The sequence below is a fragment of the Streptomyces sp. NPDC051173 genome (genome assembly GCF_040689515.1).
Taxonomy (GTDB): Bacteria; Actinomycetota; Actinomycetes; order Streptomycetales; family Streptomycetaceae; genus Streptomyces.
The window spans coordinates 43,941-68,604 of record NZ_JBFBBD010000014.1 but is presented as its reverse complement, the minus strand read 5'-3'; the positions used below and the strand labels follow the sequence as shown (position 1 = coordinate 68,604).

Annotated in this window: 21 protein-coding genes, 1 tRNA gene and 1 pseudogene; 13 read left to right on the top strand and 10 right to left on the bottom strand. The window is 71.5% G+C overall.

The genetic code is table 11. The features are described 5' to 3' along the window. Window positions 1–125 precede the first annotated feature (125 nt). The 4 genes from AB0435_RS11195 to AB0435_RS11180 all read left to right on the top strand — a co-directional run bounded on the left by AB0435_RS11195 (window position 126) and on the right by AB0435_RS11180 (window position 2,557). Window positions 126–335: a hypothetical protein gene (locus tag AB0435_RS11195; RefSeq protein WP_366005049.1), complete on the top strand. Its 210-nt coding sequence runs from the start codon at window positions 126–128 to the stop codon at window positions 333–335. Then, window positions 319–831 carry a DUF6879 family protein gene (locus AB0435_RS11190; RefSeq protein WP_366005050.1) on the top strand — a complete coding sequence of 171 codons (513 nt, stop codon included), beginning with the start codon at window positions 319–321 and terminating at the stop codon, window positions 829–831. The genes AB0435_RS11195 and AB0435_RS11190 overlap by 17 nt, the downstream gene beginning before the upstream one ends. Beyond that, a complete protein-coding gene (locus AB0435_RS11185; protein ID WP_366005051.1) occupies window positions 828–1,661 on the top strand; it encodes a helix-turn-helix transcriptional regulator in 834 nt (277 codons plus the stop codon). Before AB0435_RS11190 ends, AB0435_RS11185 begins: the two co-directional genes overlap by 4 nt. A 500-nt stretch (window positions 1,662–2,161) precedes the next feature. Beyond that, window positions 2,162–2,557, top strand: a complete 396-nt coding sequence (locus AB0435_RS11180; RefSeq protein WP_366426739.1) for a hypothetical protein — start codon at window positions 2,162–2,164, stop codon at window positions 2,555–2,557. An 88-nt stretch (window positions 2,558–2,645) separates the two neighbouring features. Here the strand turns inward: AB0435_RS11180 and AB0435_RS11175 are convergent. Then, a tRNA-Leu gene (locus AB0435_RS11175) sits at window positions 2,646–2,733 on the bottom strand. 243 nt (window positions 2,734–2,976) lie between these two features. Here AB0435_RS11175 and AB0435_RS11170 point away from each other — a divergent pair. The 3 genes from AB0435_RS11170 to AB0435_RS11160 all read left to right on the top strand — a co-directional run bounded on the left by AB0435_RS11170 (window position 2,977) and on the right by AB0435_RS11160 (window position 5,755). Then, window positions 2,977–4,311, top strand: coding sequence for a M20/M25/M40 family metallo-hydrolase (locus AB0435_RS11170; protein WP_366003070.1), 1,335 nt, complete (start codon window positions 2,977–2,979; stop codon window positions 4,309–4,311). A 130-nt stretch (window positions 4,312–4,441) separates the two neighbouring features. Then, a complete protein-coding gene (locus AB0435_RS11165; RefSeq protein WP_366426738.1) occupies window positions 4,442–4,675 on the top strand; it encodes a chaplin in 234 nt (77 codons plus the stop codon). 141 nt (window positions 4,676–4,816) lie between these two features. After that, entirely contained in the window at window positions 4,817–5,755 is a 939-nt protein-coding gene (locus AB0435_RS11160) for a chaplin (protein WP_366003073.1), read from the top strand. A 73-nt stretch (window positions 5,756–5,828) separates the two neighbouring features. Here the strand turns inward: AB0435_RS11160 and AB0435_RS11155 are convergent, their stop codons facing one another. After that, on the bottom strand, window positions 5,829–6,017 hold the full coding sequence (locus tag AB0435_RS11155; protein ID WP_361533246.1) for a DUF5703 family protein: 189 nt from the start codon (window positions 6,015–6,017) through the stop codon (window positions 5,829–5,831). Between the two features lie 47 nt (window positions 6,018–6,064). Between AB0435_RS11155 and AB0435_RS11150 the strand changes: the two genes are divergently transcribed. Further along, entirely contained in the window at window positions 6,065–6,784 is a 720-nt protein-coding gene (locus AB0435_RS11150; protein ID WP_366426737.1) for a hypothetical protein, read from the top strand. Between the two features lie 60 nt (window positions 6,785–6,844). Here AB0435_RS11150 and AB0435_RS11145 read toward each other — a convergent pair whose 3' ends face one another. Next, window positions 6,845–9,637 (bottom strand): helix-hairpin-helix domain-containing protein, encoded by a 2,793-nt coding sequence (locus tag AB0435_RS11145; RefSeq protein ID WP_366426736.1) that lies wholly within the window; start codon window positions 9,635–9,637, stop codon window positions 6,845–6,847. Window positions 9,638–9,924: 287 nt separating this feature from the next. Then, window positions 9,925–10,908, bottom strand: a complete 984-nt coding sequence (locus AB0435_RS11140; RefSeq protein ID WP_366003076.1) for an aldo/keto reductase — start codon at window positions 10,906–10,908, stop codon at window positions 9,925–9,927. Between the two features lie 161 nt (window positions 10,909–11,069). Here AB0435_RS11140 and AB0435_RS11135 point away from each other — a divergent pair, with 161 nt between their 5' ends. Next, window positions 11,070–12,119 carry an LLM class F420-dependent oxidoreductase gene (locus AB0435_RS11135; protein WP_366426754.1) on the top strand — a complete coding sequence of 350 codons (1,050 nt, stop codon included), beginning with the start codon at window positions 11,070–11,072 and terminating at the stop codon, window positions 12,117–12,119. 178 nt (window positions 12,120–12,297) lie between these two features. Here AB0435_RS11135 and corA read toward each other — a convergent pair whose 3' ends face one another. Then, window positions 12,298–13,281: a magnesium/cobalt transporter CorA gene (corA, locus tag AB0435_RS11130; protein WP_366003077.1), complete on the bottom strand. Its 984-nt coding sequence runs from the start codon at window positions 13,279–13,281 to the stop codon at window positions 12,298–12,300. 290 nt (window positions 13,282–13,571) lie between these two features. Between corA and AB0435_RS11125 the strand changes: the two genes are divergently transcribed. The 4 genes from AB0435_RS11125 (at window position 13,572) to mshC (ending at window position 17,391) form a co-directional block, all read left to right on the top strand. Next, window positions 13,572–14,267, top strand: coding sequence for a histidine phosphatase family protein (locus tag AB0435_RS11125; protein WP_366003078.1), 696 nt, complete (start codon window positions 13,572–13,574; stop codon window positions 14,265–14,267). A 140-nt stretch (window positions 14,268–14,407) separates the two neighbouring features. Further along, window positions 14,408–14,998 (top strand): DUF3090 domain-containing protein, encoded by a 591-nt coding sequence (locus AB0435_RS11120; protein WP_366003079.1) that lies wholly within the window; start codon window positions 14,408–14,410, stop codon window positions 14,996–14,998. Continuing rightward, window positions 14,962–15,789, top strand: coding sequence for an SCO1664 family protein (locus tag AB0435_RS11115; protein ID WP_366003082.1), 828 nt, complete (start codon window positions 14,962–14,964; stop codon window positions 15,787–15,789). Before AB0435_RS11120 ends, AB0435_RS11115 begins: the two co-directional genes overlap by 37 nt. Window positions 15,790–16,161: 372 nt before the next feature. Next, entirely contained in the window at window positions 16,162–17,391 is a 1,230-nt protein-coding gene (gene mshC / locus AB0435_RS11110; protein WP_366003083.1) for a cysteine--1-D-myo-inosityl 2-amino-2-deoxy-alpha-D-glucopyranoside ligase, read from the top strand. A gap of 57 nt (window positions 17,392–17,448) precedes the next feature. Here the strand turns inward: mshC and AB0435_RS11105 are convergent, their stop codons facing one another. The 5 genes and pseudogenes from AB0435_RS11105 to AB0435_RS11085 all read right to left on the bottom strand — a co-directional run. Then, window positions 17,449–19,176 (bottom strand): AAA family ATPase, encoded by a 1,728-nt coding sequence (locus AB0435_RS11105; RefSeq protein ID WP_366003084.1) that lies wholly within the window; start codon window positions 19,174–19,176, stop codon window positions 17,449–17,451. A 98-nt stretch (window positions 19,177–19,274) separates the two neighbouring features. Next, the gene (locus AB0435_RS11100; RefSeq protein ID WP_366003085.1) at window positions 19,275–20,675 is read right to left on the bottom strand and encodes an FAD-dependent monooxygenase; all 1,401 of its coding nucleotides are present in this window, start codon (window positions 20,673–20,675) and stop codon (window positions 19,275–19,277) included. A gap of 6 nt (window positions 20,676–20,681) precedes the next feature. Continuing rightward, on the bottom strand, window positions 20,682–21,380 hold the full coding sequence (locus AB0435_RS11095) for a VC0807 family protein (protein WP_366426735.1): 699 nt from the start codon (window positions 21,378–21,380) through the stop codon (window positions 20,682–20,684). 2 nt (window positions 21,381–21,382) lie between these two features. Continuing rightward, a complete protein-coding gene (locus AB0435_RS11090; RefSeq protein WP_366426734.1) occupies window positions 21,383–22,027 on the bottom strand; it encodes a TetR/AcrR family transcriptional regulator in 645 nt (214 codons plus the stop codon). Window positions 22,028–22,180: 153 nt separating this feature from the next. After that, a pseudogene (locus tag AB0435_RS11085) lies at window positions 22,181–24,469 on the bottom strand (TIM-barrel domain-containing protein); the annotation flags it as partial. Window positions 24,470–24,664: the final 195 nt, after the last annotated feature.

The window sequence follows — 24,664 nt, the reverse complement described above, 5'->3', positions numbered from 1 at the left end:
GGGGCGGTCGGGACCTGTTTATGCAAGGACGCGCATAGTCGCGTTCCCGCATAGGCGCGTAGCGCCACCCCCTCTACTGTCGGTGGGCAGGCGGCCCAAACGGGGCCAGAGCAAGGGGGTTTGGCATGTCCGAACGTTTGGCACTCACCCGGCTCACGGGCAACGGCAACGGCGAGTGCGGAGAGAAGGACTGCCCGAACGTGTACCGCACGGCCACGGGATCGTTCGTCGTGCAGGGCGACGTGTCCAACGCCTTCACCCCGCCCTCCGGGGAAGGGCTCGTGGAAATCCCGGAGGCGGTTCTCAGGGAGGCATTCCGTGCACTTGGATGGTGACGCGTGGAATGACTGCTTCGATTCCATGGAGCGTGAGGCGTGGCGGCTGGAAACCCTGCCTGTCTACACCATGCCCCAGGAAGCGGAGAAGCTGAAGCGCTTTCTCGCCGGGGAGAAATCTCCGGACGATTACACGTCGGCCTGGATGGACGAGGTTCGGCAATGGGCCTCGGAAGGGAAGAGCGTTGGCAGGGTGCACGTCGTGACCCGCCCGCTCTCGGACTACCTCCGGTTCGAGTTCGAGTATTACTACCGGCACCACGTGAAGGCGGGCGAGGATATCCGCATTCTCGACCTCACCGAGCGGGAGAACCCGGGGCTTCCGGATCAGGATTTCTGGATGTTCGATGAGTCCAAGGTGGCCCTGATGAACTACCGGGCGGACGGGACGCAGATAAACCGGGAACTGTACGAGGGTGATCCTGAGCCGTATCGGCAGTGGAAGCGGATTGCCGTGGCCGAGTCGGTTCCATTCCTGGAGTACGTGAGCGGGTGACGTTCGACCCTGAACAGTTGGGGCAGCCGAAGCAAGAATTGGCCGCCCTGCTGAAAGAACTACGCAAGCGAGCCGGCCTCACTGGGGACCGGCTCGCTCGGCGTTGCAACATGTCCCAATCGAAGATCAGTCGGATCGAGAACGGGAAAGCCCAGCCGAGCCTGCTCGACCTGGAGAGGATCCTCCGGGCTGTCGTTGCTCCGCCCGAGGTCATCGAGGAGGTCATTGCCCTCGCGAGGCTGGCCAATACCGAGTGGCAAGACCTGCGCTCGCTGCGGCGAAGGGGGCTGGAGAAGAAGCAGACCGAACTTGCCGCGCTCGAATCCTCCTCTACTGAGTTCCGTTTCTTCCTGCTCTCGATGATTACGGGACTGCTGTCCACCCCTGAGTACATCCGGGCCAGCCTTGCCCATTCACCGGCCGATGTCACTAAGACGATCGCGAGGAAGCTGGAGCGGCAGGAGGTTCTTTACGACACGAAGAAGCGGTTCACCTTCATCCTCACCGAACAGGCCGTGAGGTGGCCACTCCTGCCCCCGGCCGCGATGGCGATGCAGATTGACCGGCTAGCCTCATTGACCCACCTGCCGGATGTGAAGCTCGGTGTCATCCCAATCGCGGGCTATAAGCCCATGGCTCCGATGGACACCTTCACTGTCTACGACAACACCCTGGCCACTGTGGAGAACACCACCGGAGTCGTGATCCTGAGAGATCCGCGCGACATCGAAATGCATTTGGAACTGTTCTCGACGCTGGAGGGGTACGCGCTGTTCGGGGCCGAAGCGCGAGCCTTGTTGACGGAGTGGGCTGCCGCCTGCCGTTCATGATCTTTAGTCCATGACGGGAAAGAACTACACAGCCGCCGCTTTCTGGGCCAATGATTTCCCCCATGACAGCGACCGAGCGAAACGAAGAGCGGGTGCGTTACGGCGTAGGTCGGGGGTTGGAGTACCGGCGGGCGTTCGGCCCTGATGGTGGTGTGCGCTAGTGACGGGGCGCATGACTCTGCGGGTGTCGTACGACGGCGGCCGGACGTACGGCCCGGTTCGTGAGGTGCAGGTGGAGCCGCGCAATGCGGTGATCCTGGATTCGCCGACCAAGTACCCGCCGTGCGGGTGCCCTCGGTGCACGGGCCGCACTTCGTTGCCTGCCAGCGCTCTCCGCCCCGTCGCGGTGGAGCCGAAGGCGACGTGATGCGTCGCTTGGGCCACTGGGTGCTGCGCCACTTTGGCCGGTACGCGGGGCCGCTCTACCTGGCCGCGATCCTCGGCGGCTGAACCAAGGACGGAGAGACGACAACGCGATCATCTACGTAGACCAAGCCCTGATGAATGTCCTCAAGTGGCAGAAGGAACGCCAGGACGCGGAGCGGGAACGACTCGGGGATCTCTGGGTGGACCATGACCTCGTGTTCGCCCGCGACGGCTTCAAGCTGTACCGGGGCGAGGCAGGCGGACCACAGGACCCCGAGAAGGTGTCGGCCCGCTGGCGCACGGCACGCAACCGTCTGCACCTGCCGGACAACTTCCGGCTGCACGACTGGCGGGCATCGAAGATCACGAATGATCTCGACAACCACGAGAACCCTGTGGAGGTCTCGGCCAACGCCCGGCACCACTCACCGGGCTACACCATGGCGCGCTACGGCAGGCGCCGCGCCGAAGGGGCGAAGAAGCTGGCCGCTTCCAGCGCTGCCCGAATCGGCCTGTCATCCCTGGTCTGACCAGGAGATTCGCTCGGCTGTTGGTCACGTGGTTGGTCACGCCACAGCCGGAGAAACAGAAAAACCCCAGATCAACTGGGGTCTCTGCTGGTGTCCGAGGGGGGACTTGAACCCCCACGCCCGATAAAGGGCACTAGCACCTCAAGCTAGCGCGTCTGCCATTCCGCCACCCGGACTAGGTGTTGTGTCTTCCGGTCCGTTCCCTTTCGGGCCGTTCCCCTTCCGACGAGGAAAACAATACCAAAGATCTGGAGTGCTCGATCACCAGGTCGGACGGGGTGGCCGGGCGGGTGTGACGGGCGTATGTCGGGAGCATTGCGGCCTTGGGCTGCGGAGACGGGAGAGAGAGGATGGCGGAGGACCACGCCGTGGGCCGCCCCGCAGCGGGCGGGACGCGGCAGCGAACCAGAGGAGGCAGCGTGAGCGAGTCGAAGCCCGTCGGTAGCGGGCCGGGCAGGAGCGCCGAGGACGAGGTCGTCGACCTCTGCCGGGATCTGATCCGCATCGACACGAGCAATTACGGCGACCACTCCGGGCCGGGCGAGCGCGCCGCCGCCGAGTACGTCGCGGAGAAGCTGGCCGAGGTCGGGCTGGAGCCGCAGATCTTCGAGTCCCACAAGGGGCGGGCCTCGACCGTGGCCCGGATCGAGGGCGAGGACCCGTCGCGGCCCGCCCTGCTCATCCACGGCCACACCGACGTCGTGCCGGCGAACGCCGAGGACTGGACCCACCACCCCTTCGCGGGCGAGATCGCGGACGGCTGCCTGTGGGGGCGCGGCGCGGTCGACATGAAGGACATGGACGCGATGACGCTCGCGGTCGTCCGCGACCGCATGCGCTCCGGGCGCAAGCCCCCGCGCGACGTCGTGGTCGCCTTCCTCGCCGACGAGGAGGCGGGCGGTGTGTACGGCGCCCGCTATCTGGTCGACAAGCACCCCGGGCTCTTCGAGGGGGTCACCGAGGCGATCAGCGAGGTCGGCGGCTTCTCCTTCACGGTCAACGAGAACCTGCGCCTCTATCTCGTCGAGACCGCCCAGAAGGGCATGCACTGGATGCGGCTCACCGTGGACGGGACCGCGGGGCACGGTTCGATGACCAACACCGACAACGCGATCACGGAGCTGTGCGAGGCGGTCGGGCGGCTGGGGCGGCACGAGTTCCCGGTCCGGGTGACCAAGACCGTGCGGTCCTTCCTCGACGAGCTGTCCGACGCGCTCGGCACCCCGCTCGACCCGGACGACATGGAGACCACGCTGGTCAAGCTCGGCGGCATCGCCAAGATGATCGGCACCACCCTGCGGAACACCGCGGCCCCGACGATGCTCGGCGCGGGCTACAAGGTCAACGTGATCCCGGGCCAGGCCACCGCGCACGTCGACGGGCGCTTCCTGCCGGGATACGAGGAGGAGTTCCTCGCCGACCTCGACCGGATCCTCGGGCCGCGGGTCAGGCGCGAGGACGTGCACGCGGACAAGGCGCTGGAGACGACCTTCGACGGCGACCTGGTCGACGCCATGCAGAAGGCCCTGCGGGCCGAGGACCCGATCGCGCGCGCGGTGCCGTACATGCTCTCGGGCGGCACCGACGCCAAGTCGTTCGACGACCTCGGCATCCGCGGATTCGGCTTCGCTCCGCTCCAGTTGCCGCCGGAGCTGGACTTCGCGGGGATGTTCCACGGTGTGGACGAGCGGGTGCCGTTGGAAGGCCTGAAATTCGGGGCACGGGTGCTCGACCGATTCCTCGACGAGAGCTGAAACCTCGTAAATCTGTGCTGAGTTAACCGAAAAGTGTGAACGATCATAGGGTTGCGTAGCCCGATTACCTCCTCGTCGTTACAGGTGTGCGGTCCGCGGCTGGGACCGCATTGCCAACAAGGAGGATCCAATGCTCAAGAAGGTTGTCGCCGCTGCGGCTGCCACCGGTGGTCTCGTGCTCGCGGGCGCGGGCATCGCCGCCGCCGACTCGGGTGCCCAGGGCGCTGCGGTGAACTCGCCCGGCGTTGTTGCCGGCAACGTGATCCAGGCGCCCATCGAGGTTCCGGTGAATGTCTGCGGCGACTCGATCAACGTCGTCGGGCTGCTGAACCCCACCTTTGGCAACAAGTGCGTCAACGAGTGACGTTGTGCCTCAACCCGTAAGGGTGTGAAGGCGGCTCCGGAGTGTGCGCCTCGCGCCGCTCCGGAGCCGCTGGACTTTCGCGCGTGGGTATTCATCCCGTGCGCATCCCGCAAGAAGGTCTAGAGAGGCAGTACAGAACTCATGCGACACATGACCAAAAAGAGCCTGATCTCGGTGGCGGCCGCGACCGGCGTCATCGCCATGACCGGTGGCATCGCCACGGCGGACTCCGGTGCCCACGGTGCCGCGGTGAACTCCCCGGGCGTCGCGTCCGGCAACACCGTCCAGGTCCCCGTGCACGTCCCGGTCAACGCCTGTGGCAACACGGTGACCGTCATCGGCGCCCTCAACCCCGCCGTGGGCAACCACTGCTTCAACGGCGGTGGCGGCCACGCCCACCAGGGCCACGGCAGCGGTCATGGTGACCACGACGGTGACCGCGACCACGGCAAGGGCGGGCACAACGGCCACGGCGGCTCGGGTGCGCAGGGCGCCAGCGTCGGTTCGCCCGGCGTGATCTCCGGGAACACCGCGCAGGTGCCGGTGGAGGTGCCGGTCAACGCCTGTGGCAACAGCGTCAACGTCGTCGGTGTCGGCAACTCCGCCACCGGCAACGACTGCGTCAACAACGGTGGTCACGACCACCGCGGGGGCGACAACGGCGGGGAGCACAAGCCGCCGCACACGCCGGGCAAGCCGGGGGAGCACCAGCCCCCGTGCGACGACGACCACGGTCACAAGCCGCCAGCCGGTCACCACCCCGGTGACCACAAGCCGCCGGCCGAGCACACGCCCGGCGACCACAAGCCGGGCGACCACGGTCCGGCCCAGCACCCGGCCGGTCACAAGCCGGCCGACGTGCACCCGGCGCACCTCACCCCGGCCGCCCACCCGGCCGCCGCGGTGAAGCCCGCGCGCCAGGAGGCCGGCGTCCTCGACGTCGCCGCCGCCCCGGTGACCAAGGCCGCCCAGCTCGCGCACACCGGCGCGGGCCAGCTCGGAATGGCCGGTGCAGCCAGCGCCGGTCTGCTGCTCGGCGGCGCGGTGCTCTACCGCCGCGCGCGCTCCGCGCAGAACTGATCCGGGCACACAGCGCTGACTGCGTCAGCACGGAGCGGGCCCCGCGGCTGCGGGGCCCGCTCCGTTCGTGCTGTCACCAGGTCGCGCGCAACTGGCGGATGATCCGACGGCGCAGCCGCACCTTGCGGCTGCCGTCGGGATTGAGACGCAGTCGGTCCAACTCCCAGTGTCCGTACTCGGCGTGGTCGGTCAGCAAGCGCGTGGTCGCCCCTCGGGAGACACCCCTCGGCACATACACATCGCAGAATTCGTATTCCGGCATCGCATCTATTGTGCGGGAACCGGCCCGGTGCGGATAGCGTCTGCACTATGTCTGATGCTGCGCAGCCATCCGCTGCCGAGGTACGCGCCGCCGCCGAGGCGGTCAAAGCCGCGCTGGACCGTCACCTCGACGCCGTCGAACGCCGGTCGGGGGAGGACGACCCGGCCGTCTACGCCGCGTTCAACGAGCTGGCCGCGACAGCCGAGGCGTACGACGAGCTGCTCTACGACGTCTATGACGAGGTCACGCCCTTCGAGATCCCGGGCGACGACACCCTGCCGGCCTATGCCGGGCCGGAGGAGCCGAGCGCGCTGAGCGTCCTGATCCGCCGCGACTACGCCGTGGTCGAGCCCCCGCGGCTGCTCGCCCAGGCGCAGCGGGTCGCCGACCTGGATCCCGACGCCGACCCGGACACGGGCGCCCCCGGCAGCACGGCGGGCGTCGTCGGCAGCAGTGTGCACGCCGCTCTCGGCGTGCTGTTCGGCGAGTACGAACCGGACGAGATCGCCTCGCGGCACAAGGAGTTCGGCCTGGAGGAAGGCGACTCCACGCTCTGGGTCGCCGCGGCCGACCGCCCCGCCGAACCGGGGGACTGGCTGGCCGCCCCCTTCGACCAGGCGGACCCCCAGCGGGTCATCTGCCGCTTCGACGTCAGCGCCGTCTTCGACGAGGAGACGGACCCGGACGAGGACGGCCTGGACGACGACACCTTCGACGAGGAGGACGGGGCCGTACGGGGCGGCGGGGGGAGCACCCCCGGGCGCTGACCCACGGACACCCACGGGTGCCGTACGGGGCCGGTGTGCCGGCCCCGTACGGCACGTCGGTCAGCCGGACTGGTGCTGGGCCCGCAGCAGGGACTTCAGCCGCGTCGTCCGCTCCTTCGCCGGGACCTCGGCCACCGCGCGCGGCAGTGCCTGGTCGACCCCCTGAACGACCGACAGATGGCGCTCCGCCCTGCCGAAGGCCGTATAGACCCACGAACGCGTCAGCGTCCGCGCGGCGTCGCCCGGCAGCACGACCACGGCCGCGGGCCAGCGCATACCGGCCGCCTGGTGGGCCGTGACGGCCCAGCCGTGCCGCACGGCCCGGCCGACGAGCTCCTTCGGCACGACCACGGGCGTGCCCGCGCAGTCCAGACGCAGCCCTTCCGCGTCCGCGGAGACCACCGTGCCGGGGACCATGCGGCCGGGTGCCGGGACGTACGCCACCCGGTCGCCCGGGTCGAAGCCGCCGAACCGGCCGGGGCCGGGGTTGAGCCGCTCCTTCAGCGCCGCGTTGAGCGCGCGCGTGCCGGCGGGGCCGCCGTGGCCCGGGGTGATGACCTGGGTCTGCTCGGCGGGCACGCCGATCGCCCGGGGGACGGAGTCCGCGACGAGCTGGACCGTGCGGTGCACGGCCTCGCCCGGACCCCGGACCGGGACGATCACGACCTCCTTGCCGGGGGCGTCCACCTTGGTCAACTCGCCGACGCCGATGCCCGACACGAGCTCGCCGAGCGGGCCGGGGTCCGGGGTGCGCGAGACGACGGCGGGGCAGGCGTGGGCGGCCACCACATCGGCGAACACCCGGCCAGGACCGGCCGACCACAGCACGCCCGGGTCGCCGCTCAGCACCAGCCGGGTGCCGTCCGCCAGGGACTCCACGAGCACGGCGGCCGCCTCGACGTCGAGTTGCGGGGCGTCCAGGACGGCGAGCACGTCGAGGGCGAGCGAGCCGTCGGCGTCGCGCCCGGGGCCCTCCAGGCCGGACAGCAGGCCGGTGAGGGTCACGGCTCCGGTGCCGCCGAGGACCTCCGCCTGCCGGCCGTCCTCGGCGTGCACGGCCACCCACGCGCGCAGCCCGACGGCGCGCGCCGCGCCGACCAGCGCGGCCACCTCGGCACGCGAGGCCTCCCCGCCGCTGTGCGTCACCAGCCCGGCTCCGGCGACGGCCTGGATCAACTCCTTGGCCGAAGCGGGCGCCGAGGCGGCCGTGGCCGCCTCGGCGAGCGCTTCCCAAGGGCTGGCGGCGCTTGCCCGGTTGCCGTTGTGAGCCTTGCTTGCGGCGCTTGTCCGGCTGTCGCCGTGGTCTTGGCCTGCGATGCCTGTCCGGTTGCCGTCGTGGGCCTCGCCTTCGGCGCCCGCTCCGCCATCGGTCGTTTCGTCAGCCGTCGGGGTGGCGTCGGCCTTGCCTGCGGCGCTTGCACGGCTGTCGCCGTGGGCCTCACTTTCGGCGCCTGCCTCGCCACCGGTCGTTTCGCCAGCGGTCGGGGTGGCGTCGGCCTTGCCTTCCGCTCCGGCAGCGCCGCTGCCTTGCTTGGCTCCAGTCCTGCTGCGCCCGGTGGTGCCGTCGTTGGCGTCGGTCTCGTTTCCGGCCGCGCCGTCGTGCGCAGCGCTGCCGTCGGCTTCGGTTCCGGGGCTACTGGCCGTGTCGCCCCCGGCTTGTGCTTCGGCCGGGCTGCTATCGGCGGCTTCGCTGTCATCGGCCGTTTCGGCCTCGGCCGTCGCTTCGGCCGTGCCGTTGCCCGCCCCTGCCTCGGCAGTGCCGTTGGTTGCCGTGGCGCCGTCGTCCTCAGCTTCGGCCGCGCTGCCGCCGGCTGTGCCGTTGTCGGCTTCCGTTCCGGCCGTGCTGCCGTCTGTCGCGTCGGCCTCGGCCGTGCCGTCGGTCGCTACGGCGCTGTCGCCCTCGGCTCCTGTCGAGCTGCCAGCGGCCGTGCCGTCGTCCGCTCGCGCTTCGGCCGCGCTGCCGTTCGCCGTATCGCCGTCGCCTTCGGCTCCTGCCGGGCTACCAGCGGCCGTGCCGCCCTCTGTCGCGTCGGTCTCGGCCTTCGCCCCGGTCGTGCCGTCATCCGCCGTGTCGTCGGCGGGCCCCGTCTCCTCCGTGCCAGAACGTGCGTTGAGGGTGCTGATCAGCCGGGCCAGGCCGTCGGCCAGGCTCTCCTCCGCCATCGCGTAGCGGTCCAGGCCCAGGAGCAGGCGGACCGGAGTCTCCGGTTCCTCGCCGTCCTCCGTGGCCCGTGCGCCCCGGCCGCCGGCGGCCGGGGACTCCAGCGCTTCTTGGAACACCAGCACCGCGCCCTCGGCGATGGCGCTCTGCAGCGCCTCGTCCGGGTCGGGGACCGCGTGCTGGGCGAGGGCCTCGCGCAGGGCCGGAGCCTCCAGAACGGTGTGCCCTTCGAGCGCGGCGCGCTCCAGCAGCCAGCCGGTCAGGGCGGCGGCACGGCGCTCGTCGCCGGGTCCGCACTCCGGGCCCAGCAGCGCCCGCGCGAAACCGTCGGCCTGCTCGGGGCGTACGCCCGGCACGGCCAGCAGCTGCCAGGGGTCGTCCCGAAGGAGCGCGCCTGCCTGCTCGCCCAGCGTCTCGACCGCCCGCACGGCGAGCTGCTCCGGGGCGCCCCCGGCGGCGAGCACCTCCCGTACGCCGCCGAGCCCCTCGGCCAGGGCCGCGTCCGACAGCGGGCGGCGCGGGGCGGCGACGGCGGGCCGGGCCACGACGGGGCCCGCCGCGGACGCGTCCGTGCGCGGGGCGGAGGGCTTGCGGGCCGCGGGGGCCGGACGGCTCGGCTCGTTGAAATACGAGGCGGCCGACCGCTCGCCGCTCTCCACGGCCCGCACGGCGGCGGCCAGCGCCTCGGCCACGGCCGACCGCTTCCCGGACCCGGCGGGGTCCTGGGCGGCGGCGTCCGGCGCGCTGCCCGCGCCCGCCGGCTCCGCTCCCTGTCCCGCGTCAGCCGAAACCTCCTCAGCCGAAACCTCCTCAGCCGAAACCTCCTCAGCCGAAACCTCCTCAGCCGAAACCACCTCAGCCGAAACCTCCTCAGCCGGGACCGCGTCCGCCGGGACCGCGTCAGGTGACGGTGCGCCACGGGACCCCAGGGGCTCGTCGTCCCCCTGGGGGGTCGGCGAGGCGGGGCGGCGGTCGGTGCTCACAGGGTGCTCCAGTCCTGATCGGGGTAGCGGTGCACAGGGGCCGACACATCGTCGAGCGCCTGGCAGATCTCGTCCGGAAGCGTAAGGGCTTCCACTGACAATGCCGCTCTGAGCTGCTGCTCGTTGCGCGCGCCGACGATCGGGGCGACCACTCCGGGCCGGTCGCGCACCCAGGCCAGGGCCACCTTCAGGGGCGTCGTGGCGAGCCCGTCCGCCGCCGTGGCGACGGCGTCGACAACGCGGCCGGCGGGCTCGTCGAGATACGGGGCGACGAAGCGGGCCAGGTGCTCGGACGCGCCCCGGGAGTCGGCCGGGGTCGCGTGGCGGTACTTGCCCGTGAGCACGCCGCGGCCGAGCGGCGAGGACGGCAGGATCCCGATGCCCAGGTCGAGCGCGGCGGGCAGCACCTCGCGCTCGATGCCCCGCTGGAGCAGCGAATACTCCATCTGCGTGCTGGCCAGCCGGGTCCGCACGCCGGGCGCGGCCAGCTGCCAGGTGGCCGCCTTGGCGAGCTGCCAGCCGCAGAAGTTGGAGACGCCGGCGTAGCGGGCGCGGCCGCTGCTGACGGCCATGTCGAGCGCCTGGAGGGTCTCCTCGACCGGGGTGTGCGGGTCGAAGGCGTGGATCTGCCACAGGTCGACGTAATCCGTGCCGAGCCGCTCCAAGGAGGCGTCGAGCGCGGCGAGCAGATGGCCCCGCGAGCCGTCGAACCGCCGGTCGGCGTCGAGGACGCTGCCGGACTTGGTCGCGATGACCAGGTCGCGGCGCGGCACCAGATCCTCCATCAGCCGGCCGAGCAGATACTCGGCGCCGCCGTCCGCGTAGACGTCGGCGGTGTCGACGAGCGTGCCGCCCGCCTCCCAGAACGTCTTGAGCTGATCGGCGGCGTCCGGCTCGCCGGTGTCCCGCCCCCAGGTGAGCGTGCCCAGCCCGATCCGGGATACCCGCAGGCCCGTGCGGCCCAGATGCCTTTGCTCCATGAACGCTGAGATTACTGGCCGTGGCGCACCCCGTGTCCGCCTGTGGACAACTCCCGGCGGCGGCCTGTGGACAACTCGCCGATGACGTACCCCTGGTCGGCGCGCTACGCTCCCCGGAACAGCGACGTTACTGATGGGTAAGGGGACCGGTTATGAGTCGTATGAGGCTCGGGATCAACCTCGGCTACTGGGGAGCCGGGATGGACGCCGACAACCTCGAGGTCGCCCGTGAGGCCGACCGCCTCGGTTACGCGGTCTGCTGGGCCGCCGAGGCGTACGGCTCCGACGCGCCCACCGTCCTGTCCTGGGTCGCGGCGCAGACCGAGCGGATCGACATCGGCTCGGCGATCTTCCAGATCCCGGCCCGTACGCCCACGATGACCGCGATGACCGCGGCCACCCTCGACTCGCTCTCCGGCGGCCGTTTCCGGCTCGGTCTCGGCGTGTCCGGCCCGCAGGTCTCCGAGGGCTGGTACGGCGTGAAGTTCGACAAGCCGCTCGCCAGGACCCGTGAGTACGTCGACATCGTCCGCAAGGCCATGTCCCGCGAGCGCGTCACCCACGACGGTGAGCACTGGACGCTCCCGCTCCCCGGCGGCCCCGGCAAGCCGATCAAGCTGACCGTCCACCCCGTGCGCGAGCGCATCCCGCTCTACATCGCCGCCATCGGCCCCAAGAACCTCGAACAGACCGGTGAGATCGCCGACGGCGCCCTCGTCGTCTTCTTCGCGCCCGAGCACGCCGAGGAGACCACCCTGGGCGCCCTTCGCGCGGGCCGCGCCAGGATCGGCAAGGACCTCGACGGCTTCGACCTGGCCCCGACCGTCCCGATGGCCGTGGGCGACGACGTCAACGCCCTGGCCGACCTCTTCCGCCCCTACACCGCCCTCTATGTCGGCGGCATGGGCAGCGCCAAGCAGAACTTCTACAACAAGCTGGCCCAGCGCATGGGTTACGAGAAGGCCGCCGCCGAGATCCAGGAGAAGTACCTCTCCGGGGACAAGCAGGGCGCCGCCGCGGCCGTCCCGCGCGAGCTGATCGACTCCACCACCCTGCTCGGGCCCGTGGACCGCGTCGCCGACCGGATGCAGGCGTACGCCGACGCCGGGGTGACCACCCTGTCGCTGGCTCCCGCGGGCTTCACCCTGGACGAGCGGATCGCGAGCCTGCGCGCGGGCGTCACGGCCCTGGAGCGGGCCGGGCTGGCGTAGCGGGGGATCCGGCGGATCGGAGCTGCGGCCGTGGTGGGGGCTCGGGGTGTCTTCCCCGCCACGGCCGGTACAGAGCACAACGCCCGTACGGCCGAGGGGTTACGCCTCACAGCGAGCTTTGCCGCACCTTCGACACGCCGCAGCTCCCGCTTCGAAGCCCCCCTGCAAAGCCCCCGCCTCAGAGCCACCCGCGCCGCTTGAAGTAGCGGTGCAGCCAGAAGACCAGACCGGCCATCAGCACGACCGCCGCCGGGTACCCCCAGGGCTGCCGCAGCTCCGGCATGTCGTGGAAGTTCATGCCGTAGATGCCGGCGATCATCGTCGGGACCGCCGCCATCGCCGCCCACGCGGAGATCTTGCGCATGTCGTCGTTCTGCTGGACGCCCACCTGTGCCAGGTGCGCGGACAGTATGTCCGTCAGCAGCCGGTCCAGGCCGTCCACGTACTCGTTCGCCCGCGTGAGGTGGTCGCTCACGTCGCGGAAGAACGGACGCGAAGGCTCCGGCACGAAGGGCACGCCCGCCCCCGTCAGCCGTGACATCGGCTCCGCCAGCGGCCCCGACGCCCGCCGGAACTCCATGACCTGGCGCTTGAACGAGTAGATCCGCGACGCCGTGTTCTTGGAGTCGCCGCCCACCGGGGCGAAGACCTCCGTCTCCAGCTCCTCCAGGTCCGCCTGGAGCTCGGTCGCCACCTCGATGTACTGGTCCACGATCGCGTCGCTCACCGCGTACAGCACCGCCGCGGGCCCGTGCCGGAGCACTTCGGGCTCCTGCTCCAGCCGGTGGCGCACCTCGGCCAGGGGACTGCCCTCGCCGTGCCGCACGGTCACCACGAACGAGTCGCCGAGGAAGAGCATCAGCTCGCTGGTGGTGACGGTGTCGGCGTCGTCGTCGTAGGTGACGGGCTTGAGCACGACGAACAGGGAGTCCTCGTAGACCTCCAGCTTCGGCCGCTGATGGGCCTTCAAGGCGTCCTCGACGGCCAGCGGGTGCAGCCCGAACTCGCTGGTCACCAGCTCGAACTCCTTCTCCGTGGGCTCGTGCAGCCCGATCCAGAGGAAGGAGTGGCCCTCCGCCCGCGCCTCGTCGAGGGCATCGGAGAAGTCGGCGGGCCCCTCGGTGCGGCGTCCGTCACGGTAAATAGCGCAGTCCACGATCACGCGTGCATTGTGCCGTTGTCCGGGGGACCCGGGCCACGGGGGTGGTGCGGGGCGGTCGTCGTCCGCACCACCGCTGCGCGGCGGTGTCCTCAAACTCCCCCAGCTACCGCTGGGAGGTGCCCCCACGGGCTGATCTGGCTGATGTGGGTGCGCAATTCAGCCCGTCCGGCGTTCGAGGACATACCCGAAGGGCGCCCCCGCCGCTGGGGGCACCCCCGGACGGAGTCTGGGGGGAGGCAGACGGCCCGCGGACTGGCAACCACCCGCAGCCCACCGCCTAAGGTGGCCGCATGCCCACGCTGATCCTGCTCCGGCACGGCCGGTCCACCGCCAACACCGGCGGAGTCCTCGCGGGGTGGACCCCCGGCGTCGCCCTGGACGAGCGCGGCGCCGCCCAGGCCGCCGCCCTCCCCGCCCGGCTCGCGCAGCTCCCGCTCGCCGCCGCCGTCACCAGCCCGCTCCAGCGCTGCCAGGAGACCCTCGCACCGCTGCTCGCCGCCCGGCCCACGCTGCCCGTGCACACCGACGACCGGATCGGCGAGTGCCACTACGGCGACTGGTCCGGCCGCAAGATCGCCGAACTCACCGAGGAACCCCTCTGGGAGGTCGTCCAGCGGCACCCCTCCGCCGCCGCCTTCCCCGGTGGCGAGTCCGTACGCGCCATGCAGGCACGCGCACTCGACGCCGTGCGGGAGTGGAACGCCCGGATCGAGGAGGAGCACGGCCCCGAGGCCGTCTACCTCATGTGCTCGCACGGCGACATCATCAAGTCCCTCGTCGCCGACGCCCTCGGCACCCATCTCGACCTCTTCCAGCGGATCGCCGTCGACCCCTGCTCGGTCACGGCCATCCGCTACACCCGGCTGCGCCCCTTCCTGGTGCGCCTCGGCGACACCGGCGACCTGCGCGGCCTCGCCCCGGCCGAGGAGGCGCCCGCCGTGCCCGGCGCCGACGGCGTCGTGGGGGGCGGGGCGGGAGCACCGTGATCGTCGTGCGCAGTAGGGTGGTGGCGCGGCCCCGGCCGCCGCTCCACCCGTGATCAGCACACGGAAGGCCGGCCCCCCCGCCGTTCCGCCGGTCACCTTCAGACCACCAGCCGACCACCCGAACCAAAGGGAGCAGGACGTTGTCCCGTCAGGTGTTCCTCTATGACCCGCCGGACCGTTTCGTCGCCGGCACGGTCGGGCTGCCGGGCCGCCGCACTTTCTTCCTCCAGGCCACCGCGGCCGGCCGGACCACCAGCGTCGCCCTGGAGAAGGCGCAGGTGGAGGCGCTCGCCGAGCGCATCGACGAACTGCTGGACGAGGTCGTCCGGCGCACCGGCGGCAATGCCCCGGTGCCCGCGGTGGCCCCCACCGAGCTCGGTGACACCGCGCCGCTGGAGACCCCCGTCGAGGAGGAGTTCCGGGTCGGCACCATGGCCCTGGCCTGGGACGGCGAGGGCCAGCGGATGATCGTGGAGGCCCAAGCGCTCGTCGAGCTGGACGCGGACACCGACGAGGACCTGGCCGAGGCCGAGGAGCGGCTGCTCCAGGACGAGGCGAACGGCCCGCCCATGCTGCGCGTACGGCTCACCGGCACCATGGCCCGCGCGTTCGCCAAGCGCGCCCTGGAGGTCGTCAACGCCGGCCGCCCGCCCTGCCCCCTGTGCAGCCTGCCGCTCGACCCGGAGGGACACGTATGTCCGCGCCAGAACGGATACCGCCGCGGAGCGTGACCCCGCACGAGCTGCTCAGCCTGGGCGAGCTCACGGTGCGCGGCCGGGTCCGCGAGGCGTCCAACGCCGTCCTCTACTGCACGGTCGAGTACGAGGGCGTCAGCGCCGCCTGTGTCTACAAACCGGTCGCCGGGGAGCGCCCCCTGTGGGACTTCCCCGACGGCACGCTCGCCCAGCGCGAGGTGGCGGCGTACGAGCTCTCCGAGGCCATGGGGTGGGGGCTCGTCCCGCCCACGGTGCTGCGCGACGGCCCGTACGGCGAGGGCATGTGCCAGCTGTGGGTCGAGGCGTCCGAGGACGAGGCCGCCGGCCGGCTCCTCGCCCTCGTCGACGGCGAGGAGCCCGGCCAGGGCTGGAAGGCCGTGGGCTTCGCCGACGTGGGGGAGGAGCGCACCGCGCTGCTCGTGCACGCCGACGACGAACGGCTGCGCCGCCTCGCCGTGCTCGACGCGGTGATCAACAACGGTGACCGCAAGGGCGGCCACCTGCTGCCCGCCGCCGACGGCCGGCTCTACGCCATCGACCACGGCGTGACCTTCAACGCCGACGACAAGCTGCGCACGCTGCTGTGGGGCTGGGCGGGCGAGCCGCTGCCCGAGGAGGCGATCGAGGCGCTGCGGCGACTTTCGGCCGATCTGGCTGACGGAAGCCGGTTGGCTGGGCGCTTGGCCGAGCTGATCACTTCCGCCGAGATCGATGCTCTGCGTGAGCGGGTCGCCGATCTGCTGCGGACGGGACGTCATCGGGAGCCGAGCGGGCAGTGGCCGGCGATCCCGTGGCCGCCGGTTTGACGCCTGGCGGCGGGCTTTGTTCCCCACCCCGCCCCTTCCCGAAACTGGGGCTCGTGCCCCAGCCCCCCGGCTGCGGGTCCGTTGCCGCCTGCGGCGGGAGCGCCCTGCGGGCGCGTCCTCAAACGCCGGACGGGCTGACTTGTGCGGACCGTAGCCCGCATACCCAGCCCGTTGGGGGCACCTCCCAGCGGTAGCTGGGGGAGTTTGAGGACACCGCGCGAAGCGCGGTCAGGGGGTCTGGGGGCGCAGCCGCAGACAACAGGCCCGCGCTCACCCGAAAGCACAGCGCAGCGTCGTGGCACAAGACAGATGATTCGGCCAACAGCCGGATCCGGTTCGTATCCGGAACGTGCGTCCGGTTACGCTCATGTCATGTATGCCTGGCCCGCTTCTGAGGTTCCCGCCCTGCCTGGCAGTGGCCGCGACCTCCGGATCCACGACACCGCGACCGGTGGACGGGTGACCCTCGTCCCCGGCCCCGTCGCCCGTATCTATGTGTGCGGCATCACGCCGTACGACGCGACCCACATGGGTCACGCGGCGACCTACAACGCGTTCGACCTCGTGCAGCGCGTGTGGCTCGACACCAAGCGGCAGGTTCACTACGTCCAGAACGTCACCGACATCGACGACCCGCTGCTGGAGCGGGCCGTGCGTGACGGTGAGGACTGGACCGCACTCGCCGAGCGTGAGACCGCACTCTTCCGCGAGGACATGACCGCCCTGCGGATGCTCCCGCCCCGGCACTACGTCGGCGCCGTGGAGTCGATACCGAAGATCGTCCCCCTGGTGGAGCGGCTGCGCGACGCCGGTGCCGCCTATGAACTCGAGGGCGACACCTACTTCTCCGTCGCCGCCGACCCCGCCTTCGGCAGTGTCTCCGGCCTCGACGCCGAGGCGATGCGGCTGCTGTCCGCCGAGCGCGGCGGCGACCCGGAGCGCCCCGGCAAGAAGAACCCCCTCGACCCGATGCTGTGGATGGCCGCCCGTCCGGGCGAGCCCAGCTGGGACGGGGCCTCCCTCGGCCCCGGCCGCCCCGGCTGGCACATCGAGTGCGTCGCCATCGCCCTCGACCACCTCGGCATGGGCTTCGACCTCCAAGGCGGCGGCTCCGACCTGGTCTTCCCGCACCACGAGATGGGCGCCTCGCACGCCCAGGCGCTGACCGGCGAGCACCCCTACGCCCAGGCGTACGCCCACGCCGGCATGGTCGCCCTCGACGGCCAGAAGATGTCCAAGTCCCGGGGCAACCTCGTCTTCGTCTCCGCGCTGCGCCGCGAGGGAGTCGACCCGGCCGCGATCCGGCTGGCCCTGCTGTCCCACCACTACCGCGCCGACTGGGAGTGGACCGACGCCGTCCTGACCGAGGCGCTGGAGCGGCTCGCCCGCTGGCGCGCGGCCGTCTCGCGCCCCGACGGGCCGTCGGCCGACGCCCTGGTGGAGGAGGTCCGCGAAGCCCTCGCGGACGACCTCGACGCTCCGCGCGCCCTCGCCGCCATCGACGCCTGGGCCGCGGCCCAGGCCACCGACGGCGGCACGGACGAGGGAGCACCGGGCCTGGTGTCCCGCGTGGCGGACGCGCTGCTGGGCGTGGCGCTCTAGCCGTCCCCGGCGGATCCTGGTTCCGCGGGTGGTGTCGTCACGACACCACCCGCGGACTCACCCCGCGGCCGCGCCCACGTGCGGTTCCGCCAGCTCCTGGTACGCGCTCGCGATGTCCTCGGCGAGCAGCGCCGTGATCTCCTCGCGGGTCGGCGTGCGGCCTTCCTCCAGGACGGCCGCGACCCGCAGGTCCCGTACGGCGGCGGCCTTCTGGCAGAGTTCGCGGGCGAAGCGACCGTTGCCGAGCTTCTCGCCGAGTTCCTGGTCGAGTGCCTCGGTGAAGCACCCGGCGAGGGCGGCCCTGGCGGCCGGGCCCACCGTGTCGCCCTGCTGGCCGAGCAGGGACTCGGCTATGAGCAGCAGTTCCTCCGCGGAGTACGAGGGGAAGTCCACCCGGGTCGTGAAGCGCGAGGCCAGACCGGGGTTGGTGCTGAGGAGTTCGGCCATCTCCTTGCGGTAGCCCGCGAGGACCACCACGAGCCGGTCCCGGTCGTCCTCCGCCCGCTTCAGCAGCACCTGCACGGCCTCGGCGCCGAACGCGTCGCCACCGTTGTACCCGCTGTCGTTGGCCAAGGCGTACGCCTCGTCGACGAACAGCACGCCGTCCATGGCCGAATCGATCGCCTCGGTCGTCTTGATGGCGGTAGACCCGAGGTACTGGCCGACCAGATCGACACGCTGCGCCTCGATGACGTGCCCGCTCCGGAGCAGGCCCAGTCCGGCGAAGACCTTCCCGATGATCCGGGCGACGGTGGTCTTGCCGGTGCCGGGCGGACCGGCGAACACGAAGTGCCGGGGGCGCGCCGCGGCCGGCAGCCCCTGCTCCTCGCGCAGGGCCACCATGCGCAACTGCGCGATGAGCGTACGGACCTGATGCTTGACCGGCTCCAGGCCGATCATGGCGTCCAGCGCCTGCTGCGCCTCCGTGAGGAGCGCCGCGCGCGCTTCGTCCGACAGGGGGGCGGCGGGTGAGGCGGGCTTCGTGGCCGGAGACGTGCCTTCCGCTGCGTCCTCTCCCTCGCCTCCCTCGCCGAGCAGCTCCTGGATCACCTCCGCCACGTCGGCGAGGTCCGGCTCCAGGCGGTGCGCGTGCTGATAGTGCCTCAGCGCCGCGTCCGGATTCCCGAGCCCTTCGCACGCCGCCCCGCGGTAGTACGACACCTCGGCCTCGAACAGGCCGCCGGGATCCATGTGCCGGGGCATCGGCGCCAGGATCCGCAGGGTCTCGTGGAATTCCGCGCGGTCGAGGTGGGCCGCGCCGACGTAGAGGTCCGCCTCCTCGGCGATCATCCCGTCCTCCTCGACGGCACGCGCCGACGTCAGCACCCCGGGTCCGTCGCCGGTGCCATGGCCGAGGCGGGCGCGCAGCAACCGGACCTCGTCGTTCTCGTAGGGCGGCCGGGACAGCGCCTCCGCCGCCCGCTCGTACTCCTCGTCCGTCACCAGCTGGGCCACGGTCGCGAACCACAGGTCGTCCGCGATCACGAGCTCCGCCTGGACGTATACGCCGAGGGCGTACCACGACGTCAGCGGCAGGCCGTGCTTCTGCCGCAGGGCGCCGAAGGTGGCCACGTGCTCGTTCATGGCCGCGAGGGCCTCCTCCTGCCGGTGGCCCGTGGCGTGCAGGCCCAGCCAGGCGTCGGCGGCGGTGGGGTCGTGCAGCACGGCCTCCTCGAACAGCGCGGCGGCGCCGTCGGGATCGTCCTTCCGCAGCAGCGCCACCCCCTGCTTCCAGGCGCGTTCCGCCTTCTTCGCGGAACGGTGGGCCTCGAAGGCTCCCAGCACAGCTTCTCCCTACTCGCGCGCGGCCCGGCCGATCGGGCAGCCGGCCAGGCACTGATCATCCCAGGGCCGTGAGCGGGGACGAAGTCTGGCCCGGCCCCTCAGGCCGGTCCGAACCAGCGGGTGAGCGCGGCCCGCGGCACGTCCCCCTCCGCCGGGCCCGCCCAGCAGACGTGGCCGTCCGGACGGACGAGAAGGGCCTCCCGGCCCTTGGGGCCTCCGGTGTCGACGCGGTCCTGCCACGGTCCGGCCGTGCCGCCGCCCAGCAGGAGCCCCCGCCCGTGCGGGAGCTCGACGTCCGGCAGCCGTGCCCCGAGCAGGGGGTGCGCGGGTGCGTCCGGCATCTCGTAGCGGATGTCCAGGCCGGAGATCATGCCGGCGACGCGCCGGTTCCCGTCGGGCGTCGCGAGGACGTCCGACACGATGCCCCGCAGGGCGAGCACGTCGTCGTCCGGGATCAACAGCACGCCCTGCGCCCGGGTGTTGCGCAGCACCGCCGCCCCCACCGGGTGCCGCTCCGAGTGGTACGTCTCCAACAGGCCTTCGGAGGCGCGCCCCTCGACCTGGGCGGCGAGCTTCCAGCCGAGGTTGAAGGCGTCCTGCACGCCCAGGTTCAGGCCCTGTCCGCCGGCGGGGAAGTGGATGTGCGCGGCGTCCCCGGCGAGCAGCACCCGGCCGTTCACATAGCGCTCCGCCTGCCGGGAGGCGTCGGTGAACCGGGACGCCCAGCGGACCTCGCGCAGTTCGGGACGGATGCCGCGTACGGGGCGCAGCGCCGCCCGGACCTCGTCCTCGGTGACGGGCGCGTCCCGGCCGAGCCCCTGCTGTTCCGGGCCGCCGAAGAGGAGGCGGAACACCCCGTCCCCGAGCGGGACGAGGAACGGCTCGGCGTCCGGGCCGTGTTCGAAGGTCGGGAGCCGCCACGTGGTGGGCAGCGCGCTGTCGTCGGCGAGCACCACGTCCGCGACGACCATGGAGAGCCGGCCGTCCCGCCCGGGGAAGCCGACGCCGAGCCGCTTGCGCACCTGGCTGCGCCCGCCGTCGGCGCCCACCAGATACGCGGCCCGCAGTGTGTGGGTGCCGCGCGGCCCCGCGACGGTGGCCGTGACCCCGTCGGCGTCCTGGGTGAAGCCGGTCAGCTCGTGGCCGCGCAGCACCGGGACGCCGTACGCGGCGAGCCGGTCCTCCAGGAACTCCTCGACACGGGCCTGGGGGATGCCCACTTGATGGGGGAAGCGGGTGTCGAAGACGGTGTAGTCCAGCGGCAGCCCGGCGAAGTGCCCGGCCGGCAGGGTGGTGACGGCCCGGTCGAGGACCGGCTCCAGCCAGCCGCGCATCCGGAGCAGCTCGGCGGTGCGTGGCTGGAGGTTCAGCGCCTTGGACTGCCCGGTGCGTTCGGGAAGCTTCTCCAGTACGACGGCGCGCACGCCCGCCAGGCCCAGCTCATTGGCGAGCGTCAGCCCCGTGGGGCCCGCGCCGACGACGATGACGTCGGTGTCCACCGCCGCTCAGACCTTCAGCCCGGAGCGGGTGACGAACCGGTTGTGGAAGACCAGCAGCCCCGCCAGCACGACCAGCCACTGCGCCGTGCTCACGCCGGGGACGAGGTCGAGGGGCAGCGTGTAGGCGAGCACCACCCGTACGCCCGCGTCCAGTGTGAGGACCGCGCCCCACACCGCGGTGATCAGCCGGATGTCGTGGCGGAACCGCGGCTGGGTGTCCCAGCGGGACTCCCACGCGCGCCACCCCTCCTCGCCGACCTTGGCGAGCACGACCGAGCGGGCCGCCGTCATCATGAAGGGCCGCCGGGTCGCCAGCGTGCCGAGCACCCAGAAGCCGATCAGGGCGTTGAGCCAGCTGTCCCGTACGAGCAGCACCCGCGGGTCACCGGTCACCAGCGACATCAGCGCGCCGACGACCATGAGCAGGAGCGTGAAGACCGGCATCATCTCGACCTTGCGGCGCTTGACGATCCCGTACACGAGCCACGGCAGCGCCAGCACGCTGCCCACCGCCAGCGCCGTCCACTGGCCGACGCCCGCGGCCCGCAGGCCGTAGTAGCCGCCCAGGGGCAGGGCCAGTTCGAAGAACAGCTGCTGCACGACGAGTTTGCGCAGCGCGGCCGACTTCTCCTTCGCCGACCTCGCCGCCTCGGCCGACGGCGCTGTCCGTTCCGTCGTGCCCGTCTCTTCCGGAGTCATGATCATCGTCAGTCCGCCTTCCGGGTCGCGCGGTCGAAGAGGTCCGCCAGCTCACGGCCGCAGACGTCGGGGTCGAGGCCGGGGTCCTTGGCGGCGCGGGTCACCAGGGCGTCGATGGCCCCGCGGATCGCCGTGACCATCACCCGCGGGTCGAACTCCCCGAACTCACCGGCCTCCTGGGCCTCCCGCATGCGCTGCACCAGGAAGTCGAAGACCGCCTCCTGTGAAGCGGTGAACTCGCGCAGCGACGGGTCCTCGCCCCGGGCGCCGGAGAGCACTTCCACCACGGCCGGGAGGTGGTCGGGGAACTCCTTGAGCAGCGCGATGTTCGACTCGATGTGCGCCCGCAGCCGGCCCGGCGCCGTCGTCTGCGCCTCGATCCTCGGCCGCATGTACGCGTCCCCGACGCGCAGCACCTCGGCCACGACCTCGCGCATCAGGTCGTCCTTGCCGGAGAAGTGGTACGAGATCATTCCGGTGCTGCTCAGCCCGGCCCGCTCGGCGATCCTCGTGAACGACGCCTTCGCGTAGCCGACTTCGGCGATGACCTCGATCGCCGCCCCGACGATCTGCGCCCTGCGGGCCGTTTCGGTGAACGTCCGGGAGGGCTTCCCCGCGGATTCCTGCTTGAGAGAGCCAGTGTTTGCTTCCATGAGCAAGACAGTAGAGAGTCTTGCTTGGCTGTGCAAGAGATTGTCCGAATGAGCAAGGCTCCCTTCCGCTTCCGGCCCCGGACGGACGGGACGGGCTCCTGCCAGGTGCGCAAGAGCCCGTCCTGGTCAAGCCGTTCGCCGGAGTCAGCTCCTGCCGATGGCACTCGCTCCCCGCAGCGCCACCGTGAACGCCCGGTCCGTCGACAGCGCGGCCGTCCTCACGTGCACGACGCCGCCGCGGTCGGACGCGTCGTACCACCAGCCCGCACCCGGGCCGCCCGCGCCGGACAGCCGGGGCAGTGCGCGGCCGTCCAGCGTCACCGACCTCGGGGCCGTGCCGCTGTGCACCGTGAACTCGTACGGCCGGGCCGCCTGCTTGCCGCGGAAGTCACCCTTGGACGCGCCGACGTCCAGCGTCACCGTGCCCCGCCCCTCGCGCGGCGCGTGGACCGTCAGCTTCTGCTGGGCGTACGCGCCCGCGCGGTGGGCCCGGGTGACGCCGTCGTCCTCGTAGAGCGTGAACGACGACCGGCCCTGCGGATAGACGTCCCAGGCGAGCGGTGACGACGGCGTGCGGTCCTCGTACGACCGGATCCCCGGCCACATCGGGACGCTCGCCCCCGCCTTGACGAACAGCGGCAGGGTGTCGAGCGGCGCGTGGTACCCGTCCAGCGTCCGCGGGCCCTGGTAGGTGCGGCCCGTCCAGTAGTCGGTCCAGGTGCCCTTGGGCAGATAGATGCCGTTACGGACCTCGGTGTCCTCGTAGACCGGTGCCACGAGGAAGTCCTGGCCCGACAGGAACTCGTACTTGGCGGCGTCGGACGCCGCCTTGGGGTCGTCCGGGTACTCCAGCGCCAGCGGCCGCACCGGGCCGACGCCGGTGCGGTGCGCCTCCGCCGCGTAGGAGTACATGTACGGCAGCAGCGACTCCTTGAGCTTGAGGTACTTGCGGTTGATCGAGGTGTACGGATCGCCGTACCGGAAGGGCTGCTTGTCGCTGGGCGCCCAGCCGTCCATGGTCATCACGGCCGGCAGGAACGCCTTCCACTGGAGGTCGCGGACGTACGTCTTCGGGCTGCCGGCGAAGATGCCGTCGACGTCACCGGTGGTGTAGGCGAGGCCGGACATGGTCGCGCCCGCGTACGTCGGGATCTGCCAGCGGATGTACTCCCACGAGCCCTTCTGGTCACCCGACCACTGGACCCCGCAGCGCTGCGCGCCCGACCAGCTCTCCGGCGCCCAGGTGAAGCCGCGGGCGTCGCTGTTGTCCTCGATGCCCTTGTACGCGTCCTTGCAGCCGTCGAGGGCGAACTTGTAGCCGTCGCCGACCCAGGCGACATCGAGCTTGGCCACCCGCTGACCGGCCTTGACCTGGTCGGCGAGCTTGGCCAGCCCGTCCTGGGTCCACAGGCCCATCTTCGTCTTGTGACCGGCGAGGCCCTTGTTCACCTCGGGCAGGTTCTCGTAGCCGCAGCCGTAGCCGTCGTTGACGAGCATCCAGCCGTTCGGCATGTCGTTGGCCGTGTAGCCGTCGGCCACCTTCAGGGCGTCCAGGGTGTGCCGTTCGCCGCGGTTGGCGTTGTGCAGATAGCAGTCGGAGTCGCCGATCTCCAGCCCGTAGACCGGCGGCAGGAAGGGACGGCCGGTCAGCCCGGTGTACTGCCCGATGACGTCCTTGGCCGTGGGCCCGGCGAAGTAGTACGCGTCGAAGCGCCGCTCCTTCTCGGTGGTCGTCACGGGGTCGCCGAAGGCGTACGTCCCGGGGGCGTAGGTGTTGCGGAAGACGCCGTAACCGGCCGACGAGAGGTAGTACGGCACGGAGTTGGGGTGGCCCCCGTCGTCCCAGTTGTAGTCGACCCCCACCTCGACGGTCTTGCCTCGGTGCGAGGTGTCGCCGCGGCCGTTCTGCATCCCGCCGCCGTAGAACTGCTCGCGCGCGCCGCGGGCGAGGGTCTGCGTCGTGCTGTCCTTGTCCCAGCTCAGGCCCTTGGTCTCGGCCCAGACGCGGGTGCCGTCCGCGCGGCGGAGTTCGAAGCGCAGCGGGGACTTGTACGCGCGCAGGGTGACCGCGGAGGTGCTCAGTTCGTAGCGGTCGCCCTTGTCCTTCCAGCGCGTCCGCGGTGGCGCGCCCTGCGGCAGGACGATGTCCTTGCCGGTGGGGTCGGTGAAGGTGCCGTCGGGGGCGAGTTCGATCCGGAACGTGCCGGCGGAGACGAAGGTGACGCGTGCCCGGGCACTGCCGGCGGACAGCCGGTAGGCGGCGGGCCCGTCGGCCGCGAAGCCGGTGACGTCGCCGACGGTCGTCCGCTCCGGGCCGCCGCCCGGGTCGCCGTGCGCGCTGCCGACGGGCCCGGCGAGCGCCGCCGCGAGCCCGAGGAGGGCGACGGCCACGGCCGCTCCCAGTCGGGTCGGTGTTCTCCTGCGTCGTGTCGGTGAGCTCATGCACGCGTGCTTAGCGCGGCTGACGCGGCAAGGCCATGGATTCTCCGCGCGCGTGCCTGGACTCTCGCCGGCGTCCGGGGTGAGCGGCCGGGGTCAGGGGCACGTGTCCAAAAATTTGCGGAAAACCGGCCGGAATTCGGCGTCTGGCGAAAATAGCCCGGACAGCACGCGAATCGCACTTATGATCCCCTTACT

What these genes read in the sequence shown, in the direction of transcription:
- AB0435_RS11125 (WP_366003078.1), top strand. Translation starts at nt 13,572, where the DNA reads ATGCCCACGCTGATCCTGCTCCGGCACGGCCGGTCCACCGCCAACACC.
- AB0435_RS11115 (WP_366003082.1), top strand. Translation starts at nt 14,962, where the DNA reads ATGTCCGCGCCAGAACGGATACCGCCGCGGAGCGTGACCCCGCACGAG.
- AB0435_RS11165 (WP_366426738.1), top strand. Translation starts at nt 4,442, where the DNA reads ATGCTCAAGAAGGTTGTCGCCGCTGCGGCTGCCACCGGTGGTCTCGTG.
- AB0435_RS11195 (WP_366005049.1), top strand. Translation starts at nt 126, where the DNA reads ATGTCCGAACGTTTGGCACTCACCCGGCTCACGGGCAACGGCAACGGC.
- AB0435_RS11090 (WP_366426734.1), bottom strand. Translation starts at nt 22,027, where the DNA reads ATGGAAGCAAACACTGGCTCTCTCAAGCAGGAATCCGCGGGGAAGCCC.
- AB0435_RS11155 (WP_361533246.1), bottom strand. Translation starts at nt 6,017, where the DNA reads ATGCCGGAATACGAATTCTGCGATGTGTATGTGCCGAGGGGTGTCTCC.
- AB0435_RS11150 (WP_366426737.1), top strand. Translation starts at nt 6,065, where the DNA reads ATGTCTGATGCTGCGCAGCCATCCGCTGCCGAGGTACGCGCCGCCGCC.
- AB0435_RS11135 (WP_366426754.1), top strand. Translation starts at nt 11,070, where the DNA reads ATGAGGCTCGGGATCAACCTCGGCTACTGGGGAGCCGGGATGGACGCC.
- AB0435_RS11160 (WP_366003073.1), top strand. Translation starts at nt 4,817, where the DNA reads ATGCGACACATGACCAAAAAGAGCCTGATCTCGGTGGCGGCCGCGACC.
- mshC (WP_366003083.1), top strand. Translation starts at nt 16,162, where the DNA reads ATGTATGCCTGGCCCGCTTCTGAGGTTCCCGCCCTGCCTGGCAGTGGC.
- AB0435_RS11095 (WP_366426735.1), bottom strand. Translation starts at nt 21,380, where the DNA reads ATGATCATGACTCCGGAAGAGACGGGCACGACGGAACGGACAGCGCCG.
- AB0435_RS11140 (WP_366003076.1), bottom strand. Translation starts at nt 10,908, where the DNA reads ATGGAGCAAAGGCATCTGGGCCGCACGGGCCTGCGGGTATCCCGGATC.
- AB0435_RS11180 (WP_366426739.1), top strand. Translation starts at nt 2,162, where the DNA reads ATGAATGTCCTCAAGTGGCAGAAGGAACGCCAGGACGCGGAGCGGGAA.